This is a genomic window from Aeromonas sp. TS_SC_11, from assembly GCF_057318915.1.
This window is the reverse complement of sequence record NZ_CM170470.1, coordinates 2,042,128-2,068,203: the sequence shown is the minus strand read 5'-3', so window position 1 is coordinate 2,068,203 and position 26,076 is coordinate 2,042,128. Positions and strand designations below refer to the sequence as shown.

Sequence of the window (26,076 nt, the reverse complement as noted above, 5' to 3'; positions counted from 1 at the left end):
GGTTCTCCCCGGGGATGCGTTCTGCATCCCTCTTCTGTCATGGCGAATACTGTAATAAAGCGCCCAAACCAATGCAATTGATAATCGCTTTCATTCTCAGTGCATTTTTTTCACCGACTTGATATTCTCGGCGCAAACCCAACTTCATTCACCCTTCGGAGGTTAGCATGGGCCGTCGTTTTGCCCTCGCACTCACCCTGCTGAGCTGCTCAGCTCTTTCCCTGCCAGCAAGCGCGCAGGAACGTATCGTCAGCATAGGTCCTGCCACCACAGAGCTCATTCTGGCACTGGGCGGTGAACAGAGCCTTATCGCCACCGACATCAGCAGCGTTGAACCGAAAAATCTGCCCAGGGTCGGTTATCACCGTGCCCTCTCCGCCGAGGGGATCCTCAGTCTGGCGCCAACCCGCCTGATCGGCAGCGACGAGATGGGCCCGGCACCGGCGCTGGATCAACTGCGCCGTGCAGGTGTAGCAGTGAGTGTGCTGGAGACGGCACCGACCCTGGCCAACCTCAATCAGCGTATCGATACCCTGGCCAAGCTACTCAATGACCCGGCCGCCGGGGCGACACTCAAGGCCGAGATCCAGACCCAGACCGATCAGCTGGCCGCGCAGGCTAAACAGAACAAGCCGCTCAAGGTTGCCTTCCTGCTGCTGCACAAGGGGCAACCCACCAGCATAGCCGGCGGCAACACCACCGCCAGCGCCCTGCTCACCCTGGCGGGCGGCATCAATCCGGTAGACCAGCTGAGCGACTACAAACCCGTCTCTGCCGAAGCCCTGATCAAGCTGCAGCCGGACCTGGTGCTGGTGAGCGGCCGCGACTGGCAACAATATCAGGATCCACAAACCGTGCTGGCACAGGTGCCCGCGCTCGCAGCGACGCCGGCAGGTAAGAATCGAGCCATCCACGCCATCGACGGCCACGCCCTGCAAGGGGGTCTCAGTCTCACCTCGCTGCAACAGGCGAACCAGATCGCCAAGTGGATCAAGCTGGGCTCATGATGCGCCTGCCACTGCCCTGGTTGCTTTGCCTCACCAGCGCCGCGCTGGCACTGCTGCTGGTCGGATCCCTGGCGACCGGCCCCATGACCCTCTCCCTCGGCGAGAGTCTGCGTGCCCTGTTTGCCGGTCAAGAAAGTGGCATTGAAGCCCACAAGCTGCTGATCGTGCAGGAGATCCGCCTGCCCCGTACCCTGCTCTGCATCGCAGTGGGCGGCATTCTCGGCCTCTGTGGCGCCGTCATGCAGGGGCTGTTTCGCAATCCGCTGGCCGATCCCGGCATCATAGGAGTCTCCGGCGGGGCCGCCCTCGGTGCCGCGTTGGCCATAGTGCTGCTGGCCCCTCTCGGCCAGCAGTGGCAGAGTCTGCTCGGCATCGGCCTGCTGCCGCTGCTCGCCTTCCTCGGCGGCGCGCTTACCACCACGTTGGTATATTTGCTCGGCACCCGGGAAGGTGGCACCTCCGTCACCGTCATGTTGCTGGCGGGGGTCGCCATCACGGCACTTTCCGGCGCCGTGATCGGCCTGCTCACCTATCTGGCCGACGACCAGATGCTGCGCAACCTGAGCCTGTGGCAGATGGGCACACTGGCGGCAGGCAAACCGGTGGATGTGGCACTGGCACTGGCTACCCTGATCGCCCTGCTGCTGCTGTTCATGCGCGATGCCAATCCCCTCAACGCCCTGTTGCTGGGTGAAGGGGAAGCCCGTCATCTGGGAGTGAATGTGCAATCCCTCAAGCGGCGCCTCATCTTGCTCACCGCCGCTGGAGTCGGTATCGCCGTCGCCGTGGCGGGCATGATCGGCTTCGTCGGTCTGGTGGTGCCCCATCTGGTGCGACTGCTGGCCGGTCCCAACCATGTCAGACTGTTGCCGCTTTCAGCTTTGCTCGGCGCCGCCCTGCTGCTGGGCGCCGACATGCTGGCTCGCACCCTGATGGCGCCAGCCGAGTTGCCGGTGGGCATCATTACTGCCCTGCTGGGCGCCCCCTTCTTTATCTGGCTGCTGGTCAAGGGCCGCCGGACGCTTTAACCGGAGGTCTCACCTTGTCAATATCATCCCCTCTGCTGCGCTGCCACCAGCTCAGCCTCACCCGTGGTGGCCGCCCCATCCTGGACAGACTCGACCTCACACTGCAAGGCGGCACGCTCACCGCCCTGCTGGGGCCAAACGGCGCAGGCAAGAGCTCACTGCTCAAATGCCTGACCGGCGAGCTGGAGTACGAAGGGGAAATCAATCTGTTTGACCGGGAGCGGCAAGCCTGGGCCAGCAGAGAGCTGGCCCACCGCGTCGGCGTGCTGCCGCAGAGCTCATCTCTCAACTTTCCGTTTCTGTGCGAAGAGGTGGTCGCCATGGGGCGCCTGCCCCACACTGAGCCCGGCAGCCGACGGGACGAGATTGTGCGGGCCGCCATGACCCACGCCGGGGTCGATCACTTGGCCAGACGTCTCTATCCCGGCCTCTCCGGGGGGGAGCGACAGCGGGTACAGTTTGCCAGAGTGCTGGCCCAGATCTGGCAGGCGCCGGATGATCCCCAGCAGGCGCGCCTGTTGTTGCTGGACGAGCCCACCTCGGCGCTCGACCTCAAATATCAGCACCAGCTGCTCACCATGACTCGCGCCCTGGCCGCCCGCAACACGGCCGTGCTGGTGGTGCTGCACGACCTCAATCTGGCGGCGCGCTACGCCGATCGGCTGGTGATGCTGGATAAGGGCAGGCTGATGGCTGATGGCACCCCGGCCGAGGTACTGACCCCGGCCTTGATCGACCGCCTCTATGATTATCCCGCTCAGGTGATCCATCACCCTGAGACAGGCCTGCCCATGGTGGTGTGAGAGGGGTCGGGATCCTGGATAGCAAAAGAGCGCCATCAGGCGCTCTGTTTTATTTGCGAGAAACGTCTCGACTCAGGCTATCTGGTAACGGCCCGGCTTGTGATTGAGTGTCAACACCAGGTTACAGATGATGGCCGCCACTACCGAGAGGGCCAGGATCCAGGGCTGCACCACGAAGCAGGAGGCAACGACTATGGTGCAGTCCAGACCCATTTGCAGCTTTCCGGCGCGGATGCCAAAGCGGTCCTGAATAAACAGCGCCAGTATGTTGAAGCCACCCAGGCTGGATTTGTGGCGGAACATGATGAGCAGCCCCATGCCAATCAGGGTGCCACCGATCAGGGCCGCATAGACGGGCTCAATCTTGCCGATCTGCAACACGGCGTTGAGGTGATCCGTCATGAAGGAGACAGCCGCCACCGAGACGAAGGTGTTGAGGGTGAAGCGGGGCCCCATCCTCAGCCAGGCCAGGGCGTAGAACGGCAGATTGATACCGAAGAACAGCAGGCCGAAGCTCAGGCCCGTCACCTGTTGCAGCAAGAGCGCCAGCCCGGCGGTACCGCCGGTGAGCAGGCCAACCTGATGAAACAGGAAGATACCGAGAGAAACGAAACCGGCTGCCGTCAGCAGGGCGAGTACATCTTCATAAAGCGGGTGCACAGAAGCGTGCGGGTCCGCAGAGCCCGGGGTGTTGTCCATAACCTGTATCCAATAGCGAAGTGAAAAGAGTGTTTTTGCCGCCGTGGCGGACGCGAGCCCTGTCCGCAGGGCTTCGTTATGGGGTCCAGTCTATTTTTTGCGACCATGATCACAATAGCCCCGGGAAACGCCCCGTTTTGGTGCCTGTCATTCTCCATTGACAGGCCGTGCACCAAGATGCAGCATGCCGCGCCTGACGAGCTCCACCATCGGCCGCCATGTCACCGGAACGACGTGGCGCCGGCGTGCGCGCTCTGGTACAAAGCCCACAGCCATCTTCCAGTCCCCGTTCAGGACCAGAGACCCCCAATGATCAGCACAGGACAACACTCATGAAGTATCTGGTGACAGGCGCCGCCGGCTTTATCGGCTTTCACGTGGCCAAACGGCTATGCGAGGCAGGCCATCAGGTAGTGGGGCTGGATAATCTGAACGACTACTACGAGGTAAGCCTGAAACAGGCGCGACTGGCCCGGCTGCTCCCCTTCCCCCACTTCCACTTCGAACAGCAGGAGCTGGCAGATCGGGATGCCATGGCAAACCTGTTCACCAGCGGCCAGTTCGAGCGGGTGATCCACCTGGGCGCCCAGGCGGGGGTTCGTCACTCACTGGAAAATCCGTTCGCCTATGCCGACAGCAATCTCACCGGCATGCTGACTGTACTGGAAGGGTGCCGCCAGCACGGCATAGCGCATCTCATCTATGCCTCCTCCAGCTCTGTCTATGGCCTGAGCGATCTGATGCCATTCTGTGCCGAACAGCGGGTAGATCACCCCGTCTCTCTCTATGCCGCCACCAAGAAGAGTGGCGAACTGATGGCCCACTCCTACTCGGCGATCTATGGTCTGCCTACCACAGGCCTGCGCTTTTTCACCGTCTATGGCCCCTGGGGTCGCCCCGACATGGCCATCGCCAAGTTCACCCGCGCCATCCTGGCGGGCGAGCCCATCGATGTGTACAACCACGGGGATCTCAGCCGCGACTTTACCTACATAGACGACATAGTGGACGGCATACTCGCCATCGCCGAGCTGCCGCCCCGCGCCAATCCGCACTGGCACGCCAGTCAGGGCAGTCAGGCCGAGAGCGCAGCCCCCTATCGCATCCTCAACATAGGCAACGGCCAGCCGGTGCGGCTGCTCGATTTTATCGAGGCGCTGGAACAGGCGCTGGACAAGCCTGCCATCAAGCGGATGCTGCCCATGCAGGCAGGCGACATGCACGCCACCTGGGCCGACAGCGAGCCCCTTCACACCCTCACAGGCACCCGCCCCGCCACCCCGCTCAGGCAGGGCGTCGCCGAGTTTGTGCGCTGGTATCTTGACTATTACCGGCCGGGGTGAGCCCCTCGGCGACATGAATGTGCAATCCTGACTAAATAGTGCGGCGTGGAACATGAGTCATCACAGGTTTCCCCCATCGCAAGCCAGTTTTGCTACCCCTTGTGATGGGACTGTCCCTTCCAATGCCCACCGGCATCCCACACTGGCCTGTATTTGCCATTGGTTCCATACCATTTTGATCTCTGGGCAGGTGGCGTCATAACAACAGGATCCACTGGATTAATGGCAGAGAAGGCCATGTTCCCCTATATCTTCTGTACCCCAACAGGAGAGAATCCATGGCGAGCCTCAGCGAAAACAGGCTGTTTTTGCTGCTTTTTTTATCGCTGTTGCTGGCCGGGACTGTGCAGGCTGCAGCGCAAAGCAGGGATTTCAGACAAGCCCCCAAGGCGCTCACTGCCCTGAAAAAGGGTCAGGTGGCGCAGAGCCAGGGCAACTTGACCCAGGCCATCCACTTTTATTGTGCCGCCGCCACGACGGGCAACCCGGAAGGCTATTTTCGCATCGGTCGCCTGCTTGCCACCGGCCCGGGCTCGGTGCGCAACCCCAAGATGGCCAACGCCTACCTCGCCATGGCAATGCGCCTTGGCAATCAGCAAGCCGCCCGCTATTACAATGCACGCATCGGCAACGCCATCATGGGGGATCAGTGTGGCGCCGGCGTCGGCGGGGGAGCAGGCAGTTACTTTGCCGAGATCCCAAATACCCCTTTCAATCTGGATGCCTACCTGGCCCGCCAGTCACCAACCAAACAGAAACTGGCCACCATGTTGCGCCATGCCGCCAAGCACCACAGCCTCGATGAGCGGCTGGTGCTGGCCATCGCCATTGCCGAATCCAACCTCAACAGCCGCGCCGTCTCCCCCAAGAATGCCCAGGGGCTGATGCAACTCATACCGGAAACCCAGCAGCGCTTCGGCGTGACTCGCCCCTTCGATCCGGCACAGAACATCAAGGGGGGCGTGACCTATCTCAAGTGGCTGGATCGCCGGTTTGATGGCAACTGGATACTGATGTCGGCAGCCTACAACGCAGGAGAGAGAGCGGTGGAACAGTACGGCGGCATCCCCCCCTATCAGGAGACCCAACAATATGTGCGGCGAGTGCTCTACTTCGCCGGTCACAAGGGGAAGTAACCCTCACCCGTTCATGCCCGATCTGGAAATAGACGCCAGTCCCCTTCCCAACCCGCGACCGGCAATCAGAGCCAGGTACAACCCAATGTCTCGCTCGCGGCCAGCGAAAATATTGGCCGGCAAGACTGGTCAGCGACGAACAGCCAAATATGGCGGCTTTGGCACAAAAAAGAGTCCTCATCATGCCAGGCGAGCCCCCAGCCCACAGCCGGATGTGACGGCTGCGGCAAAGAGGGCTACAAGCCGGGCCCTGCCTTTGCCCCCCTTCCCCCATTGGTTTACAATCGGAGCGTTTTTTGGAACCGGGTTGACGGCGTGTCGACCTGGCCCCACCACGACATCAGTCTGTTAGTGCCAAGACATTAACCTGCTGAATAGGAAGAGAATTAGCCAATGGCTCAATTTATTTACACCATGAACCGGGTCGGCAAGGTAGTGCCGCCCAAGCGTCATATCCTCAAGAACATCTCCTTGAGCTTCTTCCCGGGCGCCAAGATAGGCGTACTGGGCCTGAATGGTGCCGGTAAGTCCACCCTGCTGCGCATCATGGCCGGCATAGATACCGAGATCGAAGGGGAAGCCCGTCCGCAGCCCGGCATCAAGATCGGCTACCTGCCCCAGGAGCCCAAGCTGGATCCGGAGCAGACAGTCCGTGAAGCGGTGGAAGAGGCGGTAGGCGACGTCAAGCGCGCCATGGCTCGCCTCGACGAGGTCTATGCGGCCTACGCCGATCCGGATGCAGATTTTGACAAACTGGCCCGCGAACAGGGCGAGCTGGAAGCCATCATCCAGGCCCAGGGTGGCCACAACATGGAAAACCAGCTGGAGCGCGCGGCCGATGCCCTGCGTCTGCCGGCCTGGGACGCCAAGATCCAGCACCTCTCCGGTGGTGAGCGCCGCCGTGTGGCGCTGTGCCGTCTGCTGCTGGAAAAGCCGGACATGCTGCTGCTGGACGAACCGACCAACCACCTGGATGCGGAATCCGTGGCCTGGCTGGAGCGCTTCCTGCACGACTACGAAGGCACAGTCGTGGCCATCACCCACGACCGCTACTTCCTCGACAACGTGGCAGGCTGGATCCTGGAGCTGGACCGCGGCGAAGGTATCCCGTGGGAAGGCAACTACTCCTCCTGGCTGGAGCAGAAAGATGCCCGTCTGGCGCAGGAAGCCAGCTCCGAAGCGGCTCGTCGCAAGTCCATCGAGAAAGAGCTGGAGTGGGTTCGTCAGAACCCGAAAGGTCGTCAGGCCAAGTCCAAGGCCCGTATGGCTCGCTTCGAAGAGCTCAACACCAACGACTACCAGAAGCGCAACGAGACCAACGAGCTGTTCATTCCGCCCGGACCCCGCCTCGGCGACAAGGTGCTGGAAGTGGCGAACCTGCGCAAATCCTACGGTGATCGGGTGCTGATCGACGATCTGTCGTTTGCCATTCCGAAGGGGGCCATCGTCGGGATCATAGGCCCCAACGGTGCCGGTAAGTCGACCCTGTTCCGCATGATGTCGGGTCAGGAGCAGCCGGATTCCGGCACCATCACCTTGGGTGAAACCGTGGTGCTGGCCTCTGTGGATCAGTTCCGCGACAGCATGGATGACAAGAAGACGGTATTCGAAGAGGTCGCCGACGGTCAGGATATTCTGCGCATCGGCAACTACGAGTTCCCGAGCCGCGCCTATATCGGCCGTTTCAACTTCAAGGGCGCCGATCAGCAGAAGCGGGTCGGCGAGCTCTCCGGTGGTGAACGTGGCCGTCTGCATCTGGCCAAGCTGTTGCAGACCGGTGGCAACGTGCTGCTGCTGGATGAACCGACCAACGATCTGGACATCGAAACCCTGCGCGCCCTCGAGAACGCCCTGCTGGAGTTCCCGGGTTGTGCCATGGTCATCTCCCACGATCGCTGGTTCCTCGACCGCATCGCCACTCACATCCTGGACTACCAGGACGAGGGTAATATTGCCTTCTTCGAAGGCAACTTTACCGAATACGAAGAGTGGAAGAAGAAGACCTACGGCGCCGAGGCGATCCAGCCCCATCGCGCAAAATACAAACGCATCACCAAATAAGGGTGACGGCGTCACAAGGGGAGCTTCGGCTCCCCTTTCTATTGCCTTTTGGCATACAATCCAAGACGGATGCCTTTGCATGGATGTATCGAAATGACGACCCAGACCCCCACAGAGAAGAAACTCACCATCCAGATCCGGGTCGAACCCGGCTGCCTCGGGCCGGATGGCAAAGAACACATCGAGACCTTCTGTGTCGCCGCCGCCAAGATCTTCGCCGCCATCTATCCTGAGCTGGTGAGCTGGGTGCTGATCCCGCGCTATGACAAGCAGTTGCCGGAGCAGGAGTTCTTCATCGAGGGGCGCAAGTTGACCGAGGAGCAGGCCAGTCTGTTCCTGCGTCGTGTCGGTAGGGAGCTGGGGGAAGTACAGGACAAACTCGACTCCGTCCTAGCCCAGCTGGTGGAGCGTTACTTCAAGACCCTCTGACACGGCATCTGTCAGTCATAAGAGGTTCTCTATCGAGGACCTTTTTTATTGCTCAAAAAGAAAACGTTTGAATTTTTGCTCTATTCATTGATCCGCTTCGCAGATCCGGGGTTTGTAAACGCCGCCGCCTGTGTGAAAATGTGCGCGCTGTCACGGTATCAGTGCGAGTCTGGTCACTTAGCCACCAGAAAAACAGCCCCCTTGCCCACGCATGGATGGGGTGCCGACTCTCCTGCTGCTTATTTCACGTCACCTATTGGAATCCAACATGAACCAACAACACCAAGCTGCCAATCAGGCCGCCGGGCAAGGATTGCTTGAGCGCCTGTTTGCCCTGCAAGGCCATGGCACTACCGCCCGCACCGAGGTCATCGCCGGGATCACCACCTTCCTGACCATGGTCTATATCGTGTTCGTCAACCCGCAGATCCTCTCTGCGGCGGGCATGGACACCCAGGCCGTGTTCGTCACTACCTGCCTTATCGCTGGCATCGGCAGCATACTGATGGGCCTGTTGGCCAATCTGCCCATCGCCCTGGCCCCAGCCATGGGACTGAACGCCTTCTTCGCCTTCGTGGTGGTGGCCGGCATGGGCTACTCCTGGCAAGTCGGCATGGGCACCATTTTCTGGGGTGCCATGGGTCTGCTGATCCTCACCCTGCTGCGGGTACGTTACTGGCTGATCGCCAATATCCCGCTCACCCTGCGGGTCGGCATCACAGCCGGTATCGGTCTGCTCATCGCCCTGCTCGGCCTGCACAACGCAGGAATCGTAGTAGCGAGCCCGGCCACCATGGTGACGGTGGGCGATCTCACCTCCCTGCCCTGCCTGTTGGGGCTGCTCGGTTTCTTCCTGATCTGCATCTTCTCAGCCCGCGGCGTTCACTCCGCCGTGTTGATCGCCATAGTCGTGACCACCACCCTGGGCTGGCTGTTTGGTGATGTGACCTTCAAGGGCTTCGTCTCCATGCCACCGAGCATAGAGCCGGTGTTTGGCCAGCTGGATTTGATGGGGTCGCTCGACATCAGCCTGGCGGGGATCATTTTCTCCTTCATGCTGGTCAACCTGTTCGACTCTTCCGGTACCCTGATCGGTGTCACCAACCGCGCCAAGCTGGCGGACGACAAGGGGCACTTCCCGCGCATGAAGCAGGCGCTTCTGGTGGATAGCGTGAGCTCGGTCGGCGGCGCCTTCATGGGTACCTCCTCGGTCACCGCCTTTATCGAGAGCAGCTCCGGCGTCGCCGTCGGCGGCCGCACCGGCCTGACCGCCATAGTGGTCGGCCTGCTGTTCCTGCTGGCGATCTTCTTCTCCCCCGTCGCGGCCATGGTGCCTGCCTATGCCGCCGCCGGCGCCCTCATCTATGTCGGCGTGCTGATGTGCTCCGAGCTGACCCGGGTAAAGTGGGAAGACCTGACCGAAGCGGTACCCGCCTTCATGACAGCTGTCATGATGCCGTTCAGTTTCTCCATCACGGAGGGGATCGCCATCGGCTTTATCTCCTACTGCGTGATGAAGGCAGGCACAGGCCGCTGGCGCGAGATCAACCCCTGCGTACTGGTGGTCGCCCTGCTGTTCGTGCTCAAGTTTGTCTGGGTCGACAGCCACTAAACCTGACTTTCGCAAACAAAAATGCCCGTCATCGACGGGCATTTTTTATGGCTGCAGATAGCGGCACTCAACGGATGCCGCGGGCCTCGCGGATCCACTCCCAGGCCTGCTGGATCTCCTGGGTCTTCTCCTTCGCCATCTCCATCATCTCCGGTGGCAGCCCCTTGGCGGCCAACTTGTCGGGGTGATGCTTGCTCATCTCCTTGCGGTAGGCGCGCTTGATCTCCTGATCACTGTCGCTCTCGCTCACCCCGAGCAACTGGTAGGCATCCTTGAGGCGATCCGCTGACGGCGCTTCCTGCCGATACTGCTGCCCGCCGTGCTCACCGCCCTGATACTGGCCGCCATGCGCCCGGTTGAAAAAGTTCATCTGCGCTTCGGCCATCGCCAGGATGCGGGCCAGCTCGATGCGGCTGAAGCCCAGCTCATCGGCGATGGTATGCAAAATGGCGCGCTCGTCGGCCTCGACTTTGCCATCGGCAAAGGCTGCCTGCAGTTGCACCTCCAGGAAGAAACGCAGTATGTCCCGCTGCCCCAGGCTGGCACGACGGAACTCGGCCAGGGTTTCCCGCAACGGGAACTCGGCCTCCTTGCCCAGACGGAACGACTCCTGGGCGCGCGCTCGCTGATCCCCCACCAGTCGCATCCGATCCATCAGGTTGGAGGCAACCCGGATCTCCTGCTCTGTTACCTGGCCATTCGCCTTGGCGATATGGCCCATGACGGCGAAAGTGGCATGGAAAAATACCGCCTGTTGTTGTTGGCTGGGGCCACGCTGAAACGCGCCCCGAATACCCATGCCCCGATCGAAACGATGGCCGATCCAGAGGCCAAGCAGGGCACCAAAGATGTTGCCGAGCAGAAAACCGAAGAAGGCGCCCAGCACCTTACCCCAAATACGCATGGTTCAAGACCTCGTGATGTTAATGAGTGCGTCGTTGCAGCTGATCATCCAGCTCGCGCAGCCGCTCTGTGGTGCCAATATCGCGCCACTCGCCGGCCAGCATGGCGCCACCGACCCGGCCTTGCGCCATCCAGTCGCGCAGCAGGGGGGCCAGCTTGCGCGCCCCCGACGGCAAATCGGCAAAGGCGGCGGGGTTATAGAGCCCGACACCGCTGAAGGTGAAGGCTGGCGCATCCTGCACCCGACCGGCGTGAAGCGAGAAATCCCCATGAGGATGCTGGGGCGGATTGGGCACCAGCCAGAGATGGGCCAGATCCGTACCCAGTGGCTGGTTGACCAGGGTGCGATAGTCCAGACTGAGCCAGGTATCGCCGTTGATCACCAGAAACGGATCGGCACCAAGCAGGGGCAGCGCCTGCACTATGCCACCGGCGGTTTCCAGCGCACTCGCCTCTGCCGACCAGTGAATGCTGACCCCGAACGCACTGCCGTCACCGAGCGCTTCCACCAGCTTGTGGCCGAGCCAGGCGTGGTTGATCACCAGTTCAGTCACTCCGGCAGCCTTGAGCTTTTCGATATGGTGCACTATGAGCGGCTTGCCCCCTGCCGCCAGCAACGGCTTGGGCAAGGTGTCAGTGAGCGGGCGCATCCGCTCGCCACGCCCGGCAGCCAGGATCATCGCCTTCATGCCAGGGCTCCGGCCACTCGGGCCAGCCCGGGCAGCACCACTTGCTGCAACCAGGCACCGAAGCGGGCCAGCTCCGGATAGCTGGCGCCATGTTGCTGGCACACATCCACCACATAGCCCAGGGTGCGGGGAATGTCCTTGAGGTAACCGGACTTGCCATCCCTGTGATAGAGGCGGGTGAAGAGACCCGCCGCCTTCAGGTGACGCTGCATGCCGGTCAGGTCGGCATGACGACGGAAACTGGCATAGTCGAGCCCGCCAAGCAGACCCGCCTGCTGCAGCGTATCGAAGCCATGGCGCATGCCCTGCTCGATCACATCGTCAGGCCAGCGCACGTAACAGTCTTTCAGCAGGGAGACGAGGTCATAGCTGAGGGGGCCTATCACCATGTCTTGAAAATCGATGATGGCCAATTCGCTGCCGTTTGGTGTATCACCACCACAGACCATCAGGTTGCGGCTGTGAAAGTCACGGTGCATCACCCCCTGGGGCTGAGCCAGATTGCTGGCAGTGAGGCAGGCAAACATATCATCCAGCAGCTGTTGTTCCGACTCGCTCAGGGCCAGTTGCAGATGATGGCCCAGCAGCCACTCGGGGAAAATACTGTTTTCACGGGCCATGAAGGCAGCGTCGAAGGGCTCCAGCGCCAGTGCTACCGCCCCCAGTCTGGGTAGCAAGGCGATGGCTTTGCCATACCAGGCCAGCACATTCTGCGCATCCAGACAGCTGATAAGCTGGGTATCCCCCAGATCTGTCACAGCCAGCAGGCCATCATCATAGTCCACCCCCTTTATCTCGGGCGCCAGCAGTCCCATGGCATGCAAAGCAGAGGCATTGCGGACAAACTCATGATTTTTTTCGGTTTTTGGATTGGCATCCACCCACACCAAGCCACCGCCACGGTAGTAGCGGCGAAAACTGGCGTCACCGGAAATCAGGGTCAACTCAAGGTTGGCATCACCGGAAATCCGGCGAGCCCATTGCAATAGCAGGGAATCGCGATCGTACATAAGTCGGGGACCGAATTGGAAAGCAGCACTTGGCTGTTAGCCCTGGCCGCAATAATGCTTTATCATTGCCGGCTAACATAAAGCAATGACATGCAATGTCAACTCGATGAATCCTGTCGTAAAATGCATGTCTTGAATCAGCCGTATCTACCACGGATTGCGCGAGTCTTTCACATGACAAAATGGACACTGGGGTACTCATATCCCATCGCCCTGACCATCAGCCTTATCCCAGCCCTGACCCCGGCCATAGTGCAGGCGGCTCCGCTGACGCCGCCGCCCGCCACCGGGATCCTGGACGGGCTCTGCTATGACTATGTACCCAAGGTAGAGACACTGGCCCCCGGAAAGGATGCCAACGCCCAACCTGTCGAAGTCGATGCCGATCGGCTAGAGGCCAAGCAGGGCGGTACCGCCGTCTATCAGGGCGATGTCAAAGTTCGCCAGGGTGTGCGCAAATTTGACTCGGATTATGCCGAGCTCGATCAGAAGAGCCGGGATGTCATCGCCATCGGCAATATCTATTACAACGATGGCCAGATCACTGTCACCAGTGACAAGACCCTGAAATCCAACCTGGATACCAAGAACTCCGAGCTGGAAGAGGGCAAATATCAGGTTCATGGCTCACCGGTACGCGGCTCTGCCGACCGGGTCACCATGACCAACAACAACCAGAACATCACTCTGGAAGGGGCTCAGTACACCACCTGCCCACCTGGCCAGGAAGTATGGACCCTGAAAGCGGGCAGCATCGACATCGATCAGACAGAGGTGTTCGGGGAAGCCTGGAACGCCAGCCTCTGGCTCTATGACTATCCGGTATTCTATTTCCCGTATATCAACTTCCCCATCAAGGATGAGCGCAAAACCGGTCTGCTCTACCCGGGTTATACCCAGAGCTCCAAGAACGGCATGGACATCACCCAGCCGTTCTACTGGAACATAGCGCCCAACTACGATGCCACCATCACTTCCCGTTTCATGGACAGACGGGGCCTGATGGAGCAGGTCGAGTTCCGCTACATGCCGGATCCGGCCCATGTCGGCAGCCTCTATTTCGAAAATCTGGCAGACGACAAACAGTACGATGAAACCCCCAGCCTGAACGAAAAGCTGTCTGACGGGCATCGCTATCTGCTCAATGCGCGCCACACCTCGCGGTTTGCCGACAATGCCATGCGGGTGTCGGTCGACTACACCAAGGTCCGGGATCGGGATTACAACTACTTCAACGACTTCTCCCCCAAGGTGGGAACCCAGGTCGAGAACCAGTTGCAGCAATCCCTGATGGCTGGCTACTTCCAGCAAAACTGGAACCTCAACACAGAGGTGCGGACCTACCAGATACTGCTGGCAAGTGCCCAGCAGCCTCACGAGCTGATGCCACGGATCAACCACAACTACTACCATCAGGGCAACTGGTACGATCTGGCCTGGAATACCGAAGTCACCCGGTTCGGTTACAACAACACCCAGGCCTCAGCGCAAAACCTGGGGGATGCCTATACCGGCACCCGTGTCTACACGGCGCCGACCCTGACCATGCCGCTCATCGACGAGGCGGGTTACTACCTCGACAGCCAGTACAAGCTGATGTACACCCGTTACGATCAGGAAGTGCCGGACAACATGAGTTCCACCTTCACCAAGCGGTTCACTCCTGAAGGCGCGAGCGGCGTCACTCTGGATGAGGGCATCATCACCCGGACCCTGCCTTCCTTCCGCCTCAAGGGCGGTATGACCTTCGAACGCAACCAGGACTGGTTTGGTGGCAACGCCAATCAAACCCTGGAGCCGGAGTTCCAGTACCTCTATGTGCCCTACAAGGATCAGGACAACATAGGTGTCTATGACTCCACCACCATGCGTCAGGACTACTACAGCCTGTTCAGCGACCGCCGTTATGCCGGTCTGGACCGCATCAGCGACTCCAACAGGGTCTCACTCGGTGTTACCACCCGGGTTTATGATCAAGCTGGTGATGAACGAATTCGACTGGCCGTTGCCCAAGCTTTCGACTTTGTTGCCCCCAGGGTCAAGCTCTACCCCAGCGAGTCACTGGCGACCAACACCCGCTCCCCGCTCTCGTTTGAGGGGGATGCCAAGATCAACGAGCAGTGGTTTGCCCATGCCGGGGCGCAATATGATATGGATCAGAGCGAGATCAGCTCTGCCAACAGCGCCCTCGAGTATCGCCGCGAGAAGCTGATCAGCCAGCTGAACTACCGCTTCGTGCGCAATGCCAACTACGACCTGTCGAACACCAATCAGGTCGCCGACCTCAATCAGGTCGGTATGCTGTTGACCACACCGCTCAATGATCAGTGGCACCTCTACGGTGGCTACTATCACGACCTTGATCAGGGAGTGAAGGTGGATCGCAAGGTGGGTCTGAAATATGACTCCTGCTGCTGGAGCATCAACTTCAACCTGGAGTGGGTCAATACACCGGATAACGTGACCATGCGTCCGACCTCGGAGCGCAGCTTGGGCATTCAGTTTGAAATGAAAGGATTGGGTAGCGTGGGTACCGGCTCCAAGGGCACCTCCCTGGATACCGAAGCACTGCCTTACATTCGTCCGTTTAACCTGCGAGACCAATAACCGGTCTGGCAAACGCCTTGAGAGATGGATATGAAGAAGACGTTGATTTCCCTGCTGACTGCAGGCCTGTTCGGAGCCATGAGTCAGGGGGCCTTCGCCGCCCCCGAGCTGATGGACAAGGTGCTTGCCGTGGTCAACAAGGACGTGGTGCTGGCCAGCCAGCAGGAAGCCCTGGTACAGAAAGTCAAAAGCTCTGCCCAGGAGAGCGGCCAGTCCCTGCCCGATGATGCAACCCTGCGCAAGCAGGCACTGGATCGGCTGATCCAGGAGAGCCTGCAACTGCAACTGGCTGATCGCCAGGGCCTCAAGATCAGCGACACCCAGCTGGAGCAAGCCATCCAGAGCATAGCCGCCGACAACAAGATGACCCTGGATCAGCTGCGTGCCCAACTGGCCCGCGAAGGCCTGACCTATGCCCAGTATCGGGAAGAGGTGCGCCGCGAGATCCTGATGAACGAGGTGCGCCGCAACCAGGTGCGCCGTCGCATCAACATCTCCGATCAGGAGGTCAAGCAGGTGGTGGATATCCTCGCCAAGCAGGGCCAGCAGCAACAGCAGTACCATGTCGGCCATATCCAGATTGCCCTGCCGGACAACCCGAGCGCCGAGCAGCTCAACGCCGCCAAGAGCAAGATAGAGCGCATCCTGGCTGCCCTGAAACAGGGCGCCGACTTCCGCAAGCTGGCCATTGCCGAGAGTAATGGTCCCAAGGCACTGGAAGGGGGCGACTGGGGCTGGATGAGCCCGCAAGAGATGCCGACCCTGATGGCCGAGGCGGTACAAGGCGCGGCCAAGGGTGACATAGTGGGCCCGCTGCGCTCTGGCGCCGGTCTGCACATCGTCAAGGTGTTCGATGCCAAGGGTCAGCAGCAGGTGCTGCAGACCGAGGTGAAAGCACGCCACATACTGATCAAGCCTTCCATCATCCTCAGCGAAGAGAAAGCCAAGGGCATGCTGGATGGCATACTGCACGACATCAAGAGCGGCAAGGCGACCTTCGCCAGTCTGGCGGAAAAATACTCCGAAGATCCGGGCTCTGCGGTGCAGGGCGGTGAGCTGGGCTGGTCTGATCCCAACGTCTATGTGCCGGAGTTCCGCGACATGGTCAACCGCCTCAAGCCGGGTGAGCTGAGCGCCCCCTTCCGTACTACCCACGGCTGGCACATAGTGCAGCTGGAAGAGCGTCGCAGCCAGGATGCCACCAGCAAGGCCCAGGAGCAGCGTGCCTATCAGCTCATCTTCAACCGCCGCTTCACCGAAGAGTCCCAGGCGTGGCTTGATGAGCTGCGTGACGAGGCCTACATCCAGATCGAAGGCGCCGGCAGCTGATGAGCTGTCGTCGTCTCGCCATTACCCCGGGTGAGCCCGCCGGAATAGGCCCGGATCTGGTGCTGCAGATAGCCCAGCAGGATTGGCCCCACCAGCTGGTGGTGATCGCCGATCCCGCCTTGCTGCTCGAACGGGCCGCCCTGCTGGGGCTGCCCATCGAGCTGCAACCCTATGATGCCGAGGCTCCTGCCGAGCCGCAGCAGGCGGGTACCCTGAGCATCTGTCCAGTCAGCCTCGGCGCCCCTGTGGTGCCGGGTGAGCTGAACGAAGGCAATGGCGCCTATGTGCTGGCCACCCTGCAGCGCGCCTGTGACGGCAACCTCAGCGGTGAATTTGCCGCCGTGGTAACCGGGCCTGTGCACAAGGGGATCATCAATCAGGCGGGCGTGTCATTCAGTGGTCATACCGAGTTCTTCGCCCAGCAGTCAGGCACCGCCGATGTGGTGATGCTGCTGGCGACCGAAGGCTTGCGGGTGGCGCTGGCGACCACCCATATACCGCTAGCCTACGTGGCCATGGCCATCACGGAGGATCGCCTCGGCAAGGTGATCCGCATTCTAGATGCGGATCTCAAAACCAAGTTTGGCATCGCCAAGCCCCGGATTTACGTCTGCGGCCTCAATCCCCACGCAGGGGAAGGGGGCCATCTTGGCCGTGAAGAGATTGACGTGATCGAACCCGCCCTGGCTGGCTTGCGCCAGGAGGGGATCGATCTGGTCGGCCCGCTGCCGGCCGATACCCTGTTCCAGGATAAATACCTCAAGGATGCGGATGCGGTACTCGCCATGTACCACGACCAGGGGCTGCCCGTGCTCAAATACAAGGGGTTCGGCAGTTCGGTCAATATCACCCTTGGACTTCCTTTCATCCGCACTTCGGTGGATCACGGCACTGCGCTGGATCTGGCAGGCAAGAGCCTGGCGGACCCGGGCAGTCTGATCACCGCGATTAACCACGCCATCAAGATGGTAGAGAAAAAAAGATATGAGCAGTAAGGTGCAGAGCAACAAGGTGCACATGGGTCATACGGCCCGTAAGCGTTTCGGTCAGAACTTCTTGCATGACCGCTATGTGATCGATCAGATAGTGGCCGCCATCAATCCGCAGCCGGGTCAGAATCTGGTGGAGATAGGCCCGGGCCTCGCCGCCCTGACCGAACCGGTCGCCTCCCAGATGGACAAGATGACAGTGGTCGAGCTCGACCGGGACTTGGCCGCGCGCCTGCGCGAGCACCCGACCCTCAAGGACAAGCTGACCGTGATCGAGGCCGATGCCATGCGCTTCGACTTCGGCACTCTGATGGGGGAAGGCAAGGGGCCGCTGCGCATCTTCGGCAACCTGCCCTACAACATCTCCACCCCGCTCATCTTCCACCTGTGCGATTTCGCCGACCGGGTAGAAGACATGCACTTCATGCTGCAAAAAGAAGTGGTATTGCGGATGTCTGCCGGCCCGGGAAGCAAGGCCTATGGCCGCCTGAGCGTCATGGTGCAGTACTACTGCCAGGTGATCCCCGTGCTGGAAGTGGGCCCTGGCGCCTTCAAACCGGCACCGAAAGTGGATTCAGCCGTGGTCCGTCTGGTGCCGCACAAGAACCCGACCATAGTCGCCAAAGACATCCGCTGCCTGAGCCGCGTCTGTACCGAGGGCTTTGGTCAGCGCCGCAAGACCATCCGCAACAGCTTCGCCAACTTCATCACGGACGCTCAGCTGACCGAGCTTGGTATCGATGGCAACCTGCGCCCGGAGAATCTCTCCCTGGAGCAGTTCGTCATGATCGCCAACTGGCTGGCGGATCAACAACAGGCCTGATCCCGTGGCATACCCGCATATCGTTATCCGCCCATACCCCCATTATGTGGCGGATACCCAGGACCCTTACCAGTTCCACTATCTGATCGAGATCGAGAATCTGGGGCCGGGGCCGGCGCAGCTGCTGCACCGGCGCTGGCTCATCACGGATGCCAACGGCAAGATGCTGGAAGTCGAGGGCCCCGGCGTGGTCGGGGAGCTGCCCGTGATTGCCGAAGGGGAGACCTTTCGCTATCAGAGCGGCGTGCCACTCGACACCCCCTTTGGGGTGATGGAAGGGAGCTATACCCTGCAAGATGAGTCAGGGCAGCCGTTCGAGGCGCCCATAGCGCCTTTTACCCTGGCCGTCCCAAACATTATTAACTGAGGTTTCATGGCGAACTGTTTTGTTGGCGATATCCAGGGCTGTTATGACGACTTGCGTCGTCTGCTGGATCTCGCAAAGTTCGATCCAGCCAAGGACGTGCTCTGGCTCTGTGGCGACCTGGTCGCCCGCGGCCCGGACTCCCTGAAGACACTGCGCTACGTCAAGTCGCTGGGCCAGCGGGCCGTCACAGTGCTCGGCAACCACGACCTTCACCTGCTGGCGGTCGCCGATGGCGTTGCGCCGCTCAAGAAGAAAGACAAGCTGCAAGCCCTGATGGAAGCGCCGGATCGGGACGAGCTGCTGACGTGGTTGCGCCATCGCCCCCTGCTGGCGGAGCACCCGGATCTGCCCATCATGATGGTGCATGCCGGTATCTCCCCCGCCTGGGACGCCCGAACGGCACGCAACTGTGCCCGCGAAGTGGAGAGTCTGCTGCGCGGCGATCAGTACAGCTGGTTGTTGCACAACATGTATGGCGATCTGCCCGATGGCTGGAGTGAAGATCTGGTAGGTATCGAGCGTTACCGCTACATCATCAACACCTTCACCCGGATGCGCTTCTGCTATTTCGATGGCCGACTCGAGTTCAAGTGCAAGAAAGGCCCCACAGAGTCTACTCCCGGCCTGCGCCCCTGGTTCGAGCAGCGCGAGCACCATATGGATGACCCCATACTGGTGTTCGGCCACTGGGCGGCCCTGATGGGCAACACAGGCAGGAACGACATCAAGGCGCTCGACACCGGCTGCGTGTGGGGCAACAGTCTCACCCTGTGGCGTTATGAAGACGATGCCCTGATAGCGACGCCCTGCCCCACTCACGCCAAGTAAGGGGAAAGAGTGGCGAGAACCCCACTCTGTCGCGTTACACAAGAACAAAGCCCGGCAAGTTGCCGGGCTTTGTTCTATTCGCACCAATGAGTTACAGCTTGCGCCCCAGTCGCTTCTCGATCTGGCGTCGCTCCCATTCCGGACCAAACAGCTTGAAGGGCTGGAACAGGTTGATGGCATGGGAGATCAGCCCCAGACCCCACCCCAGCGCCGGCCACCAGGCCCAGATATAGTCCGGGTTGCTGAGGTAGTTGATGACAAACAGCCCGCAGATCACCAGCACATAGCTGAAAATGTGGTAGTAGAAGCCTTTGAGCCCCTCCACATACCCCATGGCGGCCCGCTCCTCTGCCGACACCTGCACCCTGTCCTGACCCATAGTTTCATTCCCTCTCATCTCGCGCTCCTGTTGTTGTGTCCCATCCAGTTGAGCCACATCAAGTTCAAAGACGGAGGCCAGGGCCTTGAGAGATTCCAGTCCAGGCTGCTGACCCTGTTCGATCCGCTGTATGGTGCGAACACTCAAGCCAGTCAGGGTCGCCAACTGATCCTGTGACCAACCCCGTTGCAATCTCAACTTCCTGACGATCATCATGAGCTCCTAGTGGTGGTAGACAGGGCCAGCATAGGGCCAGCGCAAAGAAAGGTGACACGACAGATGGCCGACATCAACCTGACTATTGTTTAAAATCAATGGATTAGATGTAATCCTGGATCAGAAAGCCGGTCGTTCGCCCAGATGCTGGACGAACCGCAGCAGATAACCGTCGGGGTCCTGTACCAGAAACTCCCGCTGACCCGAGCTCATATTTCCCACCGGATACCAGGATTCACGCAGTGGTCGATAGAGCGCCACCCCGGCCAGCGCCAGCCGAGCGAGCAGGGGCTGGATGTCGGTCAGCTCCATCTGCAAATTTATGCCGCGTCCCAGCGGAGGCTCCAGCACACCGGTCAGCCATCCTGCCGGATGGATCTGTTCCAGCATCAACTGTACCTGTTGCTGCTCCAGATAGGCGAAGGGGGGATCGTCGCGCTGATAGCGAACAGCAAACCCCAATAGCCCGGTATAGAAAGGCAAGGAAGCTGCCAGGTTGGTCACCGACAGCTCGGGCACCATGGGGTTCCAGTAGACCTCATCCATGGATCACAGGCTCTGCATCAGCTCGGCCGCGATCTCGAACGAGCGCAGCCGCGCCCCCTGATCGACGATGGGGCCGTTGAACATCAGCTCATCGGCACCCGTCTCGGCCAGCAGCGCCTTGAGTCCGTGACGCACCTGATCGCGATCTCCCACCAGTGAGCGGGCCAGGGTCTGCTCCATCGCCATCAGCTCACGGGGTGACCACTCTTCCCCCAGCCCGGCCACAGGTGCGGGCAGCTTGCCAGCGTCACCCCGGTAGAGACGCAGGAACTGTTGCTGCACAGTAGTGAACTGGAAACGGGCCTCCCGCTCGCTGTCGGCGGCGATCATGTTGATGCAGACCACGGCATAGGGCTTGGGCCAGCGCACCGAGGGGCGGTACTGGGCACGGTAGATCTCCAGCGCCTGCAACAACAGGCCGGGAGCAAAGTGGGAGGCAAAACCAAACGGCAGCCCCATAGAAGCGGCAAGCTGGGCACTGTAAAGGCTGGAACCCAGCAGCCAGATGGGCAGATGCAGCCCCTGGCCCGGCACGGCCTGTACCGCCCCTGTCTCGTCACCGAAATAACTCATCAACTCACGCACATCTGCCGGAAACTCATCCACGTCGCCGCTGCGCTGACGTCGCAGTGCCTGCATGGTGCGCTGATCCGTGCCGGGGGCACGACCCAGCCCAAGATCGATGCGATCAGGGTAAAGCGAAGCCAAGGTGCCAAACTGCTCGGCAATCACCAGCGGTGCATGGTTCGGCAGCATGATGCCGCCGGCGCCCAGTCGCAGGGTCTTGGTGCCCCCCGCCAGATGACCGATCAGTACAGCGGTGGCGGCACTGGCGATGCCCGGCATGTTGTGATGCTCCGCCAGCCAGTAACGCTGATACCCCCAGCGCTCGGCATGCTGGGCCAGGTCCAGCGAACGGCGAAATGACTCGGCCGGGTGGGAGCCTTCGGGCACGGGGACCAGATCGAGCACTGAATAGGGGATGGCAGACATGGGTCACTCCATTGATTTACAGACCAGTAACAAGGGAGGCAATGTAGCACGGGATACCTGAACGAATCACGCGCCAGGCCAACGAATTGACCCTGGCTCTTTGCTGGCAACCGATAATCGAAATCACCGCACCTCCTGAGTTCCCTGAGCCTCCTGCCTTGCCGGGGGTGCAGATGGCGCCATGCCAGCCCGGGCAGAGCGTCAAGTGACAATATCCACAGTTACCCGCTCTGACCGCAAGCGCTAGCATGCTGTGGCTCATTGTCTGGTTGTGAGCTCAACCAACCCCCTCTTCTTGCAGGAGAATACAGGCATGAATGCAATCACAGACACCAAGACCGGCCTCTTCCTCGCCTCTTTCGAGATCGGCAAAGCCATGCCGGGGGCGCAACTGCTGCACCTGAACCTGGCAGTCTATACGCCAGGGGAGACAGTCAATGGCGTCGCCCATCTGACCCAGGCAACCAATCCACCGCTGGACATGGCCTCCGAACTGAAAGGCCAATACACCTATATGTGCGTCATGCCCAAGCAGTGCCATATCCTGGTGACTGCGCAGGGCTACCCCATTATCAAATGGCCCCAGAGCGGCGGGATCGGGCCGGTGATCCAGCCCAACTTCGAGCTGCGCATGGTACTCGGGGAAGACTGGAAATCAGGCACGGCCAACTACAAATATCAGGACAATCATCAGGTGTGGCACGAGGTGAAAGACGCCCCCGTCACCCTGGTACCCGCCGCAGTACTGGCTTGATCCCCTCAAGACGGCCCCGATGGGGCCGTCACGTTTATGCCATATCCTGATATATCTGAACGGGTTATTGTGTTTTCTGTCATCCTGTTGGCACACTGATAGTAGATCGTCTCTGCAATCGCCCGTGTGACAAGGATGTGTCCATGACAAGTGCCAGGCCAGGTCGTAAACCCTTCTATGTGCATATCGCCACCCTCTTCATCCTGCTGTTTACCCTGCTGGGCAGCGCCCTTATCGCATTGCAATTCCAGCAAGCGGCACAACAGGGGCTGGAGCATGAGCGGCAAAATTTCCTGCAATACCGGGAGCAGCTCGCCCTCGCCCTTCAATTGAACGAGCGGCCGGCCCGCATGTCCCTCAGCCTGCTGCGCAGCGGTCAGCTGGCGGCCATGAACAGTCTGGATGCCCGGCTCGGCTACCTGCCACAACTGGCAGAGGTGCTGGCCAACAGCCCCAGTTATGGCGCCGTCTATGCAGGCTACGCGGATGGTGATTTCTTCCTAGTGCGCAAGTTGACCGAGCGGGCCCGAGCCCAACTGGACAGGGTCCCAGCGGCCAGCACCTTGCTGGTGCAGAGCCTGCACCAGGGCAAGGGCGAGTTTCTCTACTTCGACCAGCGGCTGACCCTGCTCGAGCGCCGGGCCATGCCTCAATACCAGTTTGATCCCCGCAGCCGTGACTGGTACAAGCAGGCACGCTGGCGTTCAGGCATCGCCACCACCCACCCCTATCTCTTCTTTACCACCAAGGAGCCAGGCATGACGCTGGCGGTGGAAAGCGACAACAGAAGGGCGGTGATCGGGCTGGATACCAGCGTCGAGGGACTGTCGGCCCTGATCGGTGAACTGCGGTTGCCAGAGCAGAGTCAGGTGGTTCTGTTCGACGAATATGCCACTCTGCTTGCCACGGATCCCAAACAGCTTCCCAGCTTCGAGCAACTGAGCCAGCTGCCCCTGCTGTCGGCGCTGTCTCATCCCGTGCTGACCCAGCTGCAGCAACAGGTCACCAGTCAACCCGCCTTGCTGAGCAGCCCGGTGGAGCTGAATCTGACCGCCACCGATCAGAGTGACTGGCTGGTCAATCTCTCTCCCCTCGGCGAGGGATCCCCCTTTTATATCGCCTTGCTGGTCTCAGCCGACCTGCTCTACCAGCAGGCTCGCAACGAAGCGCTGATCAACCTCGGCTGGGCACTGGCAGGTTTGCTGCTGCTGTTGCCGGTGATCTGGCTGGTCTCCCGCCGCACCGCGACCCCCCTGCTGGCCCTGACTCAAGAGGCGGAGCGGATCCAGCACTTCGACTTCGGCGAGAGCCGGGTGCCGGAATCGGCGATCCGCGAGATCGACGATCTGGCCCGTACCATGTCCGGCATGCGACTGACCCTGGGCAACTTTATGAACATGGGCCGGGCACTGGCGGCGGAACACCGCTTCGACTCCCTGCTCAGCCGCATACTGCACGAGACCATTGCCGCCGTACAGGCCGAGGGGGGCTGCCTCTACCTGGCGCAAGAGCAGAGCATGGTTGCCGTCCAGGCGCTCTGGCGGCAACAGCCTCTGCCTGCCGCCCAAGCCCCCTGGCAGGAGGCGCTGCTCGGCAAGCTGGCTCATGGCGAGCGGCTCACCCTGGCCGTCGACGAACGGGGCTGGCAGCAACATCTGGCGAGCTGGGGTCCTTTCCCTGGCCCTTGCCAGCTGGTCGCCGAGCCACTGTGCAATCATAGACAGGAGCTGATCGGCTGCCTGCTGTTGATCCTGCCCGGCTGCTCTGCGCGCGAACTGGCCTCGCGCATCAGCCTGATCGAGGCGCTGGCAGGCACGTCTGCTTCCGCCATCGAGAACCAGCGCCTGCTGGAGGAGCAGAAACAGCTGCTGGAGTCCTTTATCGAACTGATGGCAGGGGCCATCGATGCCAAGAGTCCCTACACGGGTGGCCACTGCCAGCGGGTACCCGAATTGACCCGGATGCTGACCGAAGCGGCCTGTGCCCAGCAGCAGGGCCCCTTCGCCGACTTTCGGCTCAATGAAGAGGAGTGGGAGGCCATTCACATCGCGAGCTGGCTGCACGACTGCGGCAAGGTCACCACGCCGGAGTTTGTGGTCGACAAGGCCACCAAGCTGGAGACTATCTACGATCGGATCCACGAGATCCGCACCCGCTTCGAAGTGCTCAAACGCGACGCCTATATCGAGGTGCTGGCGGCCCGTCTGCCGGCGTCAGAACGGGAAGCGGCAAGAGCGGAGGTGGCACCACGCTGGAGCACCCTGGATCAGGAGTTCGCCTTCGTCGCCGAGTGCAACCTGGGCGGGGAATGGATGGCACCGGAGAAGCTGACACGGCTCGATGCCATCGCCAACCGCACCTGGTTGCGCACCCTGGACGATAGGCTCGGCATCAGCCGGGAGGAACTCAAGCAGCACCAGAACGAACCGGCCCCCCATTTGCCCTGTGTCGAGCCACTGCTGGCTGACAAGACAGTCCACCTCATACCCCGCCCCGTCCACGACAGCCTGGATGAGCGCAATCCCTGGGGCTTCAAGGTCAGGGTGCCGACCTATCTCTACAACCGTGGAGAACGTTACAACCTGGCCATCGGCCGCGGCACCCTCACAGAAGAGGAGCGCTACAAGATCAACGAGCACATCATCCAGACCATCCGCATGCTGGAGCGGCTCCCCTTCCCGCGCCATTTGCGCAATGTGCCCGAGATCGCCGGTGGACATCATGAGCGCATGGACGGCAAGGGTTACCCCCGCCAGTTGCTGGGGCAACAGATGAGCATCCCGGCCCGCATCATGGCCATCGCCGACATCTTCGAGGCGCTGACCGCCAGCGATCGCCCCTACAAGTCGGGCAAGACGGTGGCTCAATCCCTGGCCATCATGCAGAACATGGTGCGTGAGCAGCACATAGACCCGGCGCTGTTTGCCCTGTTCGTCAGCAGTGGTATCTGGCGCGACTATGCTGAGCGTTTCCTGGCGCCGGAACAGCTGGACCAGGTGGATGAAGAGGCTCTGCTGGCCACACAGGCATAGACAGGGTTCATATTTTCTTACATTTGTATGCTGGTTTGGGCAGGCCCGCTTGGTTATAACTGTGCCCTACAGCGAAGGGGGAGCAAAAGACTCCCCCTCACTCTTTATCACACCACATGGTTCAGGTTATTTATGTCAAAACATCTCATCATGCTGGGCGCGCTGGCGCTGTCCGGCTGCTCCCTGTTGTCGCCACCCCCGCCCACCGTTACCCCTGTCCATCTGGCCGATGCCAGCCAGCGGGGTTTCTATATCGAGTGCAGCAGCATGACGGCCTGCTTCCAGCAGGCCAACCAGACCTGCCCCCAGGGCTACAAGGAGACGGATCGTCGTCAGCAAACGCTCTACTCCACCCAGTACACAACGGGCAGCTATGACGAAGAGAAGAAAATATACAAGGCGGGCACACCCCACCGCATCGCCAGTACGGTCCATTCGTTGACCATTCAGTGCCCCACGGATGTGAGCATCACGCCGCGCTAGCAGCCTGCTG

At 60.7% G+C, this 26,076-nt stretch carries 24 protein-coding genes; 17 read left to right on the top strand and 7 right to left on the bottom strand.

Annotation, left to right across the window (positions count from 1 at the left end; all coding sequences use genetic code 11):
* Nucleotides 1-167: 167 nt before the first annotated feature.
* Genes AC1P02_RS09800 through AC1P02_RS09790 form a run of 3 tightly spaced genes read left to right on the top strand, consistent with a single transcriptional unit; the run spans nucleotide 168 to nucleotide 2,838 of the window.
* Nucleotides 168-1,007, top strand: coding sequence for a heme/hemin ABC transporter substrate-binding protein (locus AC1P02_RS09800; protein WP_265430417.1), 840 nt, complete (start codon nucleotides 168-170; stop codon nucleotides 1,005-1,007).
* Complete coding sequence (locus AC1P02_RS09795) at nucleotides 1,004-2,035, top strand: FecCD family ABC transporter permease (protein ID WP_485185198.1); 1,032 nt, start codon at nucleotides 1,004-1,006, stop codon at nucleotides 2,033-2,035. Before AC1P02_RS09800 ends, AC1P02_RS09795 begins: the two co-directional genes overlap by 4 nt.
* Nucleotides 2,036-2,049: 14 nt before the next feature.
* Nucleotides 2,050-2,838: a heme ABC transporter ATP-binding protein gene (locus tag AC1P02_RS09790; RefSeq protein WP_282789066.1), complete on the top strand. Its 789-nt coding sequence runs from the start codon at nucleotides 2,050-2,052 to the stop codon at nucleotides 2,836-2,838.
* Between the two features lie 72 nt (nucleotides 2,839-2,910).
* On the opposite strand, the gene AC1P02_RS09785 is transcribed toward AC1P02_RS09790, so the two are convergent.
* Nucleotides 2,911-3,537: a YitT family protein gene (locus AC1P02_RS09785; protein WP_021138347.1), complete on the bottom strand. Its 627-nt coding sequence runs from the start codon at nucleotides 3,535-3,537 to the stop codon at nucleotides 2,911-2,913.
* 332 nt (nucleotides 3,538-3,869) lie between these two features.
* Between AC1P02_RS09785 and AC1P02_RS09780 the strand changes: the two genes are divergently transcribed.
* The 5 genes from AC1P02_RS09780 to AC1P02_RS09760 all read left to right on the top strand — a co-directional run bounded on the left by AC1P02_RS09780 (nucleotide 3,870) and on the right by AC1P02_RS09760 (nucleotide 10,118).
* A complete protein-coding gene (locus AC1P02_RS09780) occupies nucleotides 3,870-4,880 on the top strand; it encodes an NAD-dependent epimerase (RefSeq protein ID WP_485185195.1) in 1,011 nt (336 codons plus the stop codon).
* A 278-nt stretch (nucleotides 4,881-5,158) separates the two neighbouring features.
* On the top strand, nucleotides 5,159-6,016 hold the full coding sequence (locus AC1P02_RS09775) for a lytic transglycosylase domain-containing protein (protein WP_125605929.1): 858 nt from the start codon (nucleotides 5,159-5,161) through the stop codon (nucleotides 6,014-6,016).
* Nucleotides 6,017-6,409: 393 nt separating this feature from the next.
* Nucleotides 6,410-8,077, top strand: a complete 1,668-nt coding sequence (gene ettA / locus AC1P02_RS09770) for an energy-dependent translational throttle protein EttA (RefSeq protein WP_017412471.1) — start codon at nucleotides 6,410-6,412, stop codon at nucleotides 8,075-8,077.
* 93 nt (nucleotides 8,078-8,170) lie between these two features.
* Nucleotides 8,171-8,506: a hypothetical protein gene (locus AC1P02_RS09765; RefSeq protein WP_087756393.1), complete on the top strand. Its 336-nt coding sequence runs from the start codon at nucleotides 8,171-8,173 to the stop codon at nucleotides 8,504-8,506.
* A gap of 268 nt (nucleotides 8,507-8,774) precedes the next feature.
* Nucleotides 8,775-10,118 carry an NCS2 family permease gene (locus AC1P02_RS09760; RefSeq protein WP_042467256.1) on the top strand — a complete coding sequence of 448 codons (1,344 nt, stop codon included), beginning with the start codon at nucleotides 8,775-8,777 and terminating at the stop codon, nucleotides 10,116-10,118.
* A gap of 67 nt (nucleotides 10,119-10,185) precedes the next feature.
* Here the strand turns inward: AC1P02_RS09760 and djlA are convergent, their stop codons facing one another.
* The 3 genes from djlA to AC1P02_RS09745 are packed head-to-tail and all read right to left on the bottom strand — an operon-like array spanning nucleotide 10,186 to nucleotide 12,720.
* Entirely contained in the window at nucleotides 10,186-11,022 is an 837-nt protein-coding gene (gene djlA / locus AC1P02_RS09755) for a co-chaperone DjlA (protein ID WP_485185192.1), read from the bottom strand.
* A 19-nt stretch (nucleotides 11,023-11,041) separates the two neighbouring features.
* Complete coding sequence (gene murU / locus AC1P02_RS09750; RefSeq protein ID WP_373884974.1) at nucleotides 11,042-11,710, bottom strand: N-acetylmuramate alpha-1-phosphate uridylyltransferase MurU; 669 nt, start codon at nucleotides 11,708-11,710, stop codon at nucleotides 11,042-11,044.
* Nucleotides 11,707-12,720 (bottom strand): aminoglycoside phosphotransferase family protein, encoded by a 1,014-nt coding sequence (locus tag AC1P02_RS09745; RefSeq protein ID WP_155602781.1) that lies wholly within the window; start codon nucleotides 12,718-12,720, stop codon nucleotides 11,707-11,709. Before AC1P02_RS09745 ends, murU begins: the two co-directional genes overlap by 4 nt.
* A gap of 174 nt (nucleotides 12,721-12,894) precedes the next feature.
* On the opposite strand from AC1P02_RS09745, the gene lptD reads away from it, so the two are divergent.
* The 6 genes from lptD to AC1P02_RS09715 are packed head-to-tail and all read left to right on the top strand — an operon-like array spanning nucleotide 12,895 to nucleotide 19,663.
* A complete protein-coding gene (gene lptD / locus AC1P02_RS09740) occupies nucleotides 12,895-15,327 on the top strand; it encodes an LPS assembly protein LptD (protein ID WP_485185189.1) in 2,433 nt (810 codons plus the stop codon).
* Nucleotides 15,328-15,357: 30 nt separating this feature from the next.
* A complete protein-coding gene (gene surA / locus AC1P02_RS09735; RefSeq protein WP_058393609.1) occupies nucleotides 15,358-16,656 on the top strand; it encodes a peptidylprolyl isomerase SurA in 1,299 nt (432 codons plus the stop codon).
* Nucleotides 16,656-17,651 (top strand): 4-hydroxythreonine-4-phosphate dehydrogenase PdxA, encoded by a 996-nt coding sequence (gene pdxA / locus AC1P02_RS09730; protein WP_485185186.1) that lies wholly within the window; start codon nucleotides 16,656-16,658, stop codon nucleotides 17,649-17,651. The genes surA and pdxA overlap by 1 nt, the downstream gene beginning before the upstream one ends.
* Nucleotides 17,641-18,468 (top strand): 16S rRNA (adenine(1518)-N(6)/adenine(1519)-N(6))-dimethyltransferase RsmA, encoded by an 828-nt coding sequence (gene rsmA, locus AC1P02_RS09725; RefSeq protein WP_011899041.1) that lies wholly within the window; start codon nucleotides 17,641-17,643, stop codon nucleotides 18,466-18,468. The genes pdxA and rsmA overlap by 11 nt, the downstream gene beginning before the upstream one ends.
* Before the next feature lie 4 nt (nucleotides 18,469-18,472).
* The gene (apaG, locus tag AC1P02_RS09720; RefSeq protein ID WP_404297235.1) at nucleotides 18,473-18,835 is read left to right on the top strand and encodes a Co2+/Mg2+ efflux protein ApaG; all 363 of its coding nucleotides are present in this window, start codon (nucleotides 18,473-18,475) and stop codon (nucleotides 18,833-18,835) included.
* A 6-nt stretch (nucleotides 18,836-18,841) separates the two neighbouring features.
* Complete coding sequence (locus AC1P02_RS09715; RefSeq protein WP_265452234.1) at nucleotides 18,842-19,663, top strand: symmetrical bis(5'-nucleosyl)-tetraphosphatase; 822 nt, start codon at nucleotides 18,842-18,844, stop codon at nucleotides 19,661-19,663.
* 91 nt (nucleotides 19,664-19,754) lie between these two features.
* Here AC1P02_RS09715 and AC1P02_RS09710 read toward each other — a convergent pair whose 3' ends face one another.
* From AC1P02_RS09710 to AC1P02_RS09700, 3 genes are all read right to left on the bottom strand, one after another.
* The gene (locus tag AC1P02_RS09710; RefSeq protein ID WP_021138360.1) at nucleotides 19,755-20,255 is read right to left on the bottom strand and encodes a 2TM domain-containing protein; all 501 of its coding nucleotides are present in this window, start codon (nucleotides 20,253-20,255) and stop codon (nucleotides 19,755-19,757) included.
* A 123-nt stretch (nucleotides 20,256-20,378) separates the two neighbouring features.
* Entirely contained in the window at nucleotides 20,379-20,804 is a 426-nt protein-coding gene (locus tag AC1P02_RS09705) for a bleomycin resistance protein (protein WP_265452235.1), read from the bottom strand.
* Between the two features lie 3 nt (nucleotides 20,805-20,807).
* The gene (locus AC1P02_RS09700; protein ID WP_059168476.1) at nucleotides 20,808-21,797 is read right to left on the bottom strand and encodes a luciferase-like monooxygenase; all 990 of its coding nucleotides are present in this window, start codon (nucleotides 21,795-21,797) and stop codon (nucleotides 20,808-20,810) included.
* A gap of 313 nt (nucleotides 21,798-22,110) precedes the next feature.
* On the opposite strand from AC1P02_RS09700, the gene AC1P02_RS09695 reads away from it, so the two are divergent.
* The 3 genes from AC1P02_RS09695 to AC1P02_RS09685 all read left to right on the top strand — a co-directional run bounded on the left by AC1P02_RS09695 (nucleotide 22,111) and on the right by AC1P02_RS09685 (nucleotide 26,066).
* Nucleotides 22,111-22,551, top strand: a complete 441-nt coding sequence (locus tag AC1P02_RS09695; protein ID WP_005311690.1) for a DUF1842 domain-containing protein — start codon at nucleotides 22,111-22,113, stop codon at nucleotides 22,549-22,551.
* Nucleotides 22,552-22,694: 143 nt separating this feature from the next.
* The gene (locus AC1P02_RS09690) at nucleotides 22,695-25,583 is read left to right on the top strand and encodes an HD domain-containing phosphohydrolase (protein WP_485185181.1); all 2,889 of its coding nucleotides are present in this window, start codon (nucleotides 22,695-22,697) and stop codon (nucleotides 25,581-25,583) included.
* A 132-nt stretch (nucleotides 25,584-25,715) separates the two neighbouring features.
* Nucleotides 25,716-26,066, top strand: a complete 351-nt coding sequence (locus AC1P02_RS09685) for a hypothetical protein (RefSeq protein WP_429235864.1) — start codon at nucleotides 25,716-25,718, stop codon at nucleotides 26,064-26,066.
* Nucleotides 26,067-26,076 lie beyond the last annotated feature (10 nt).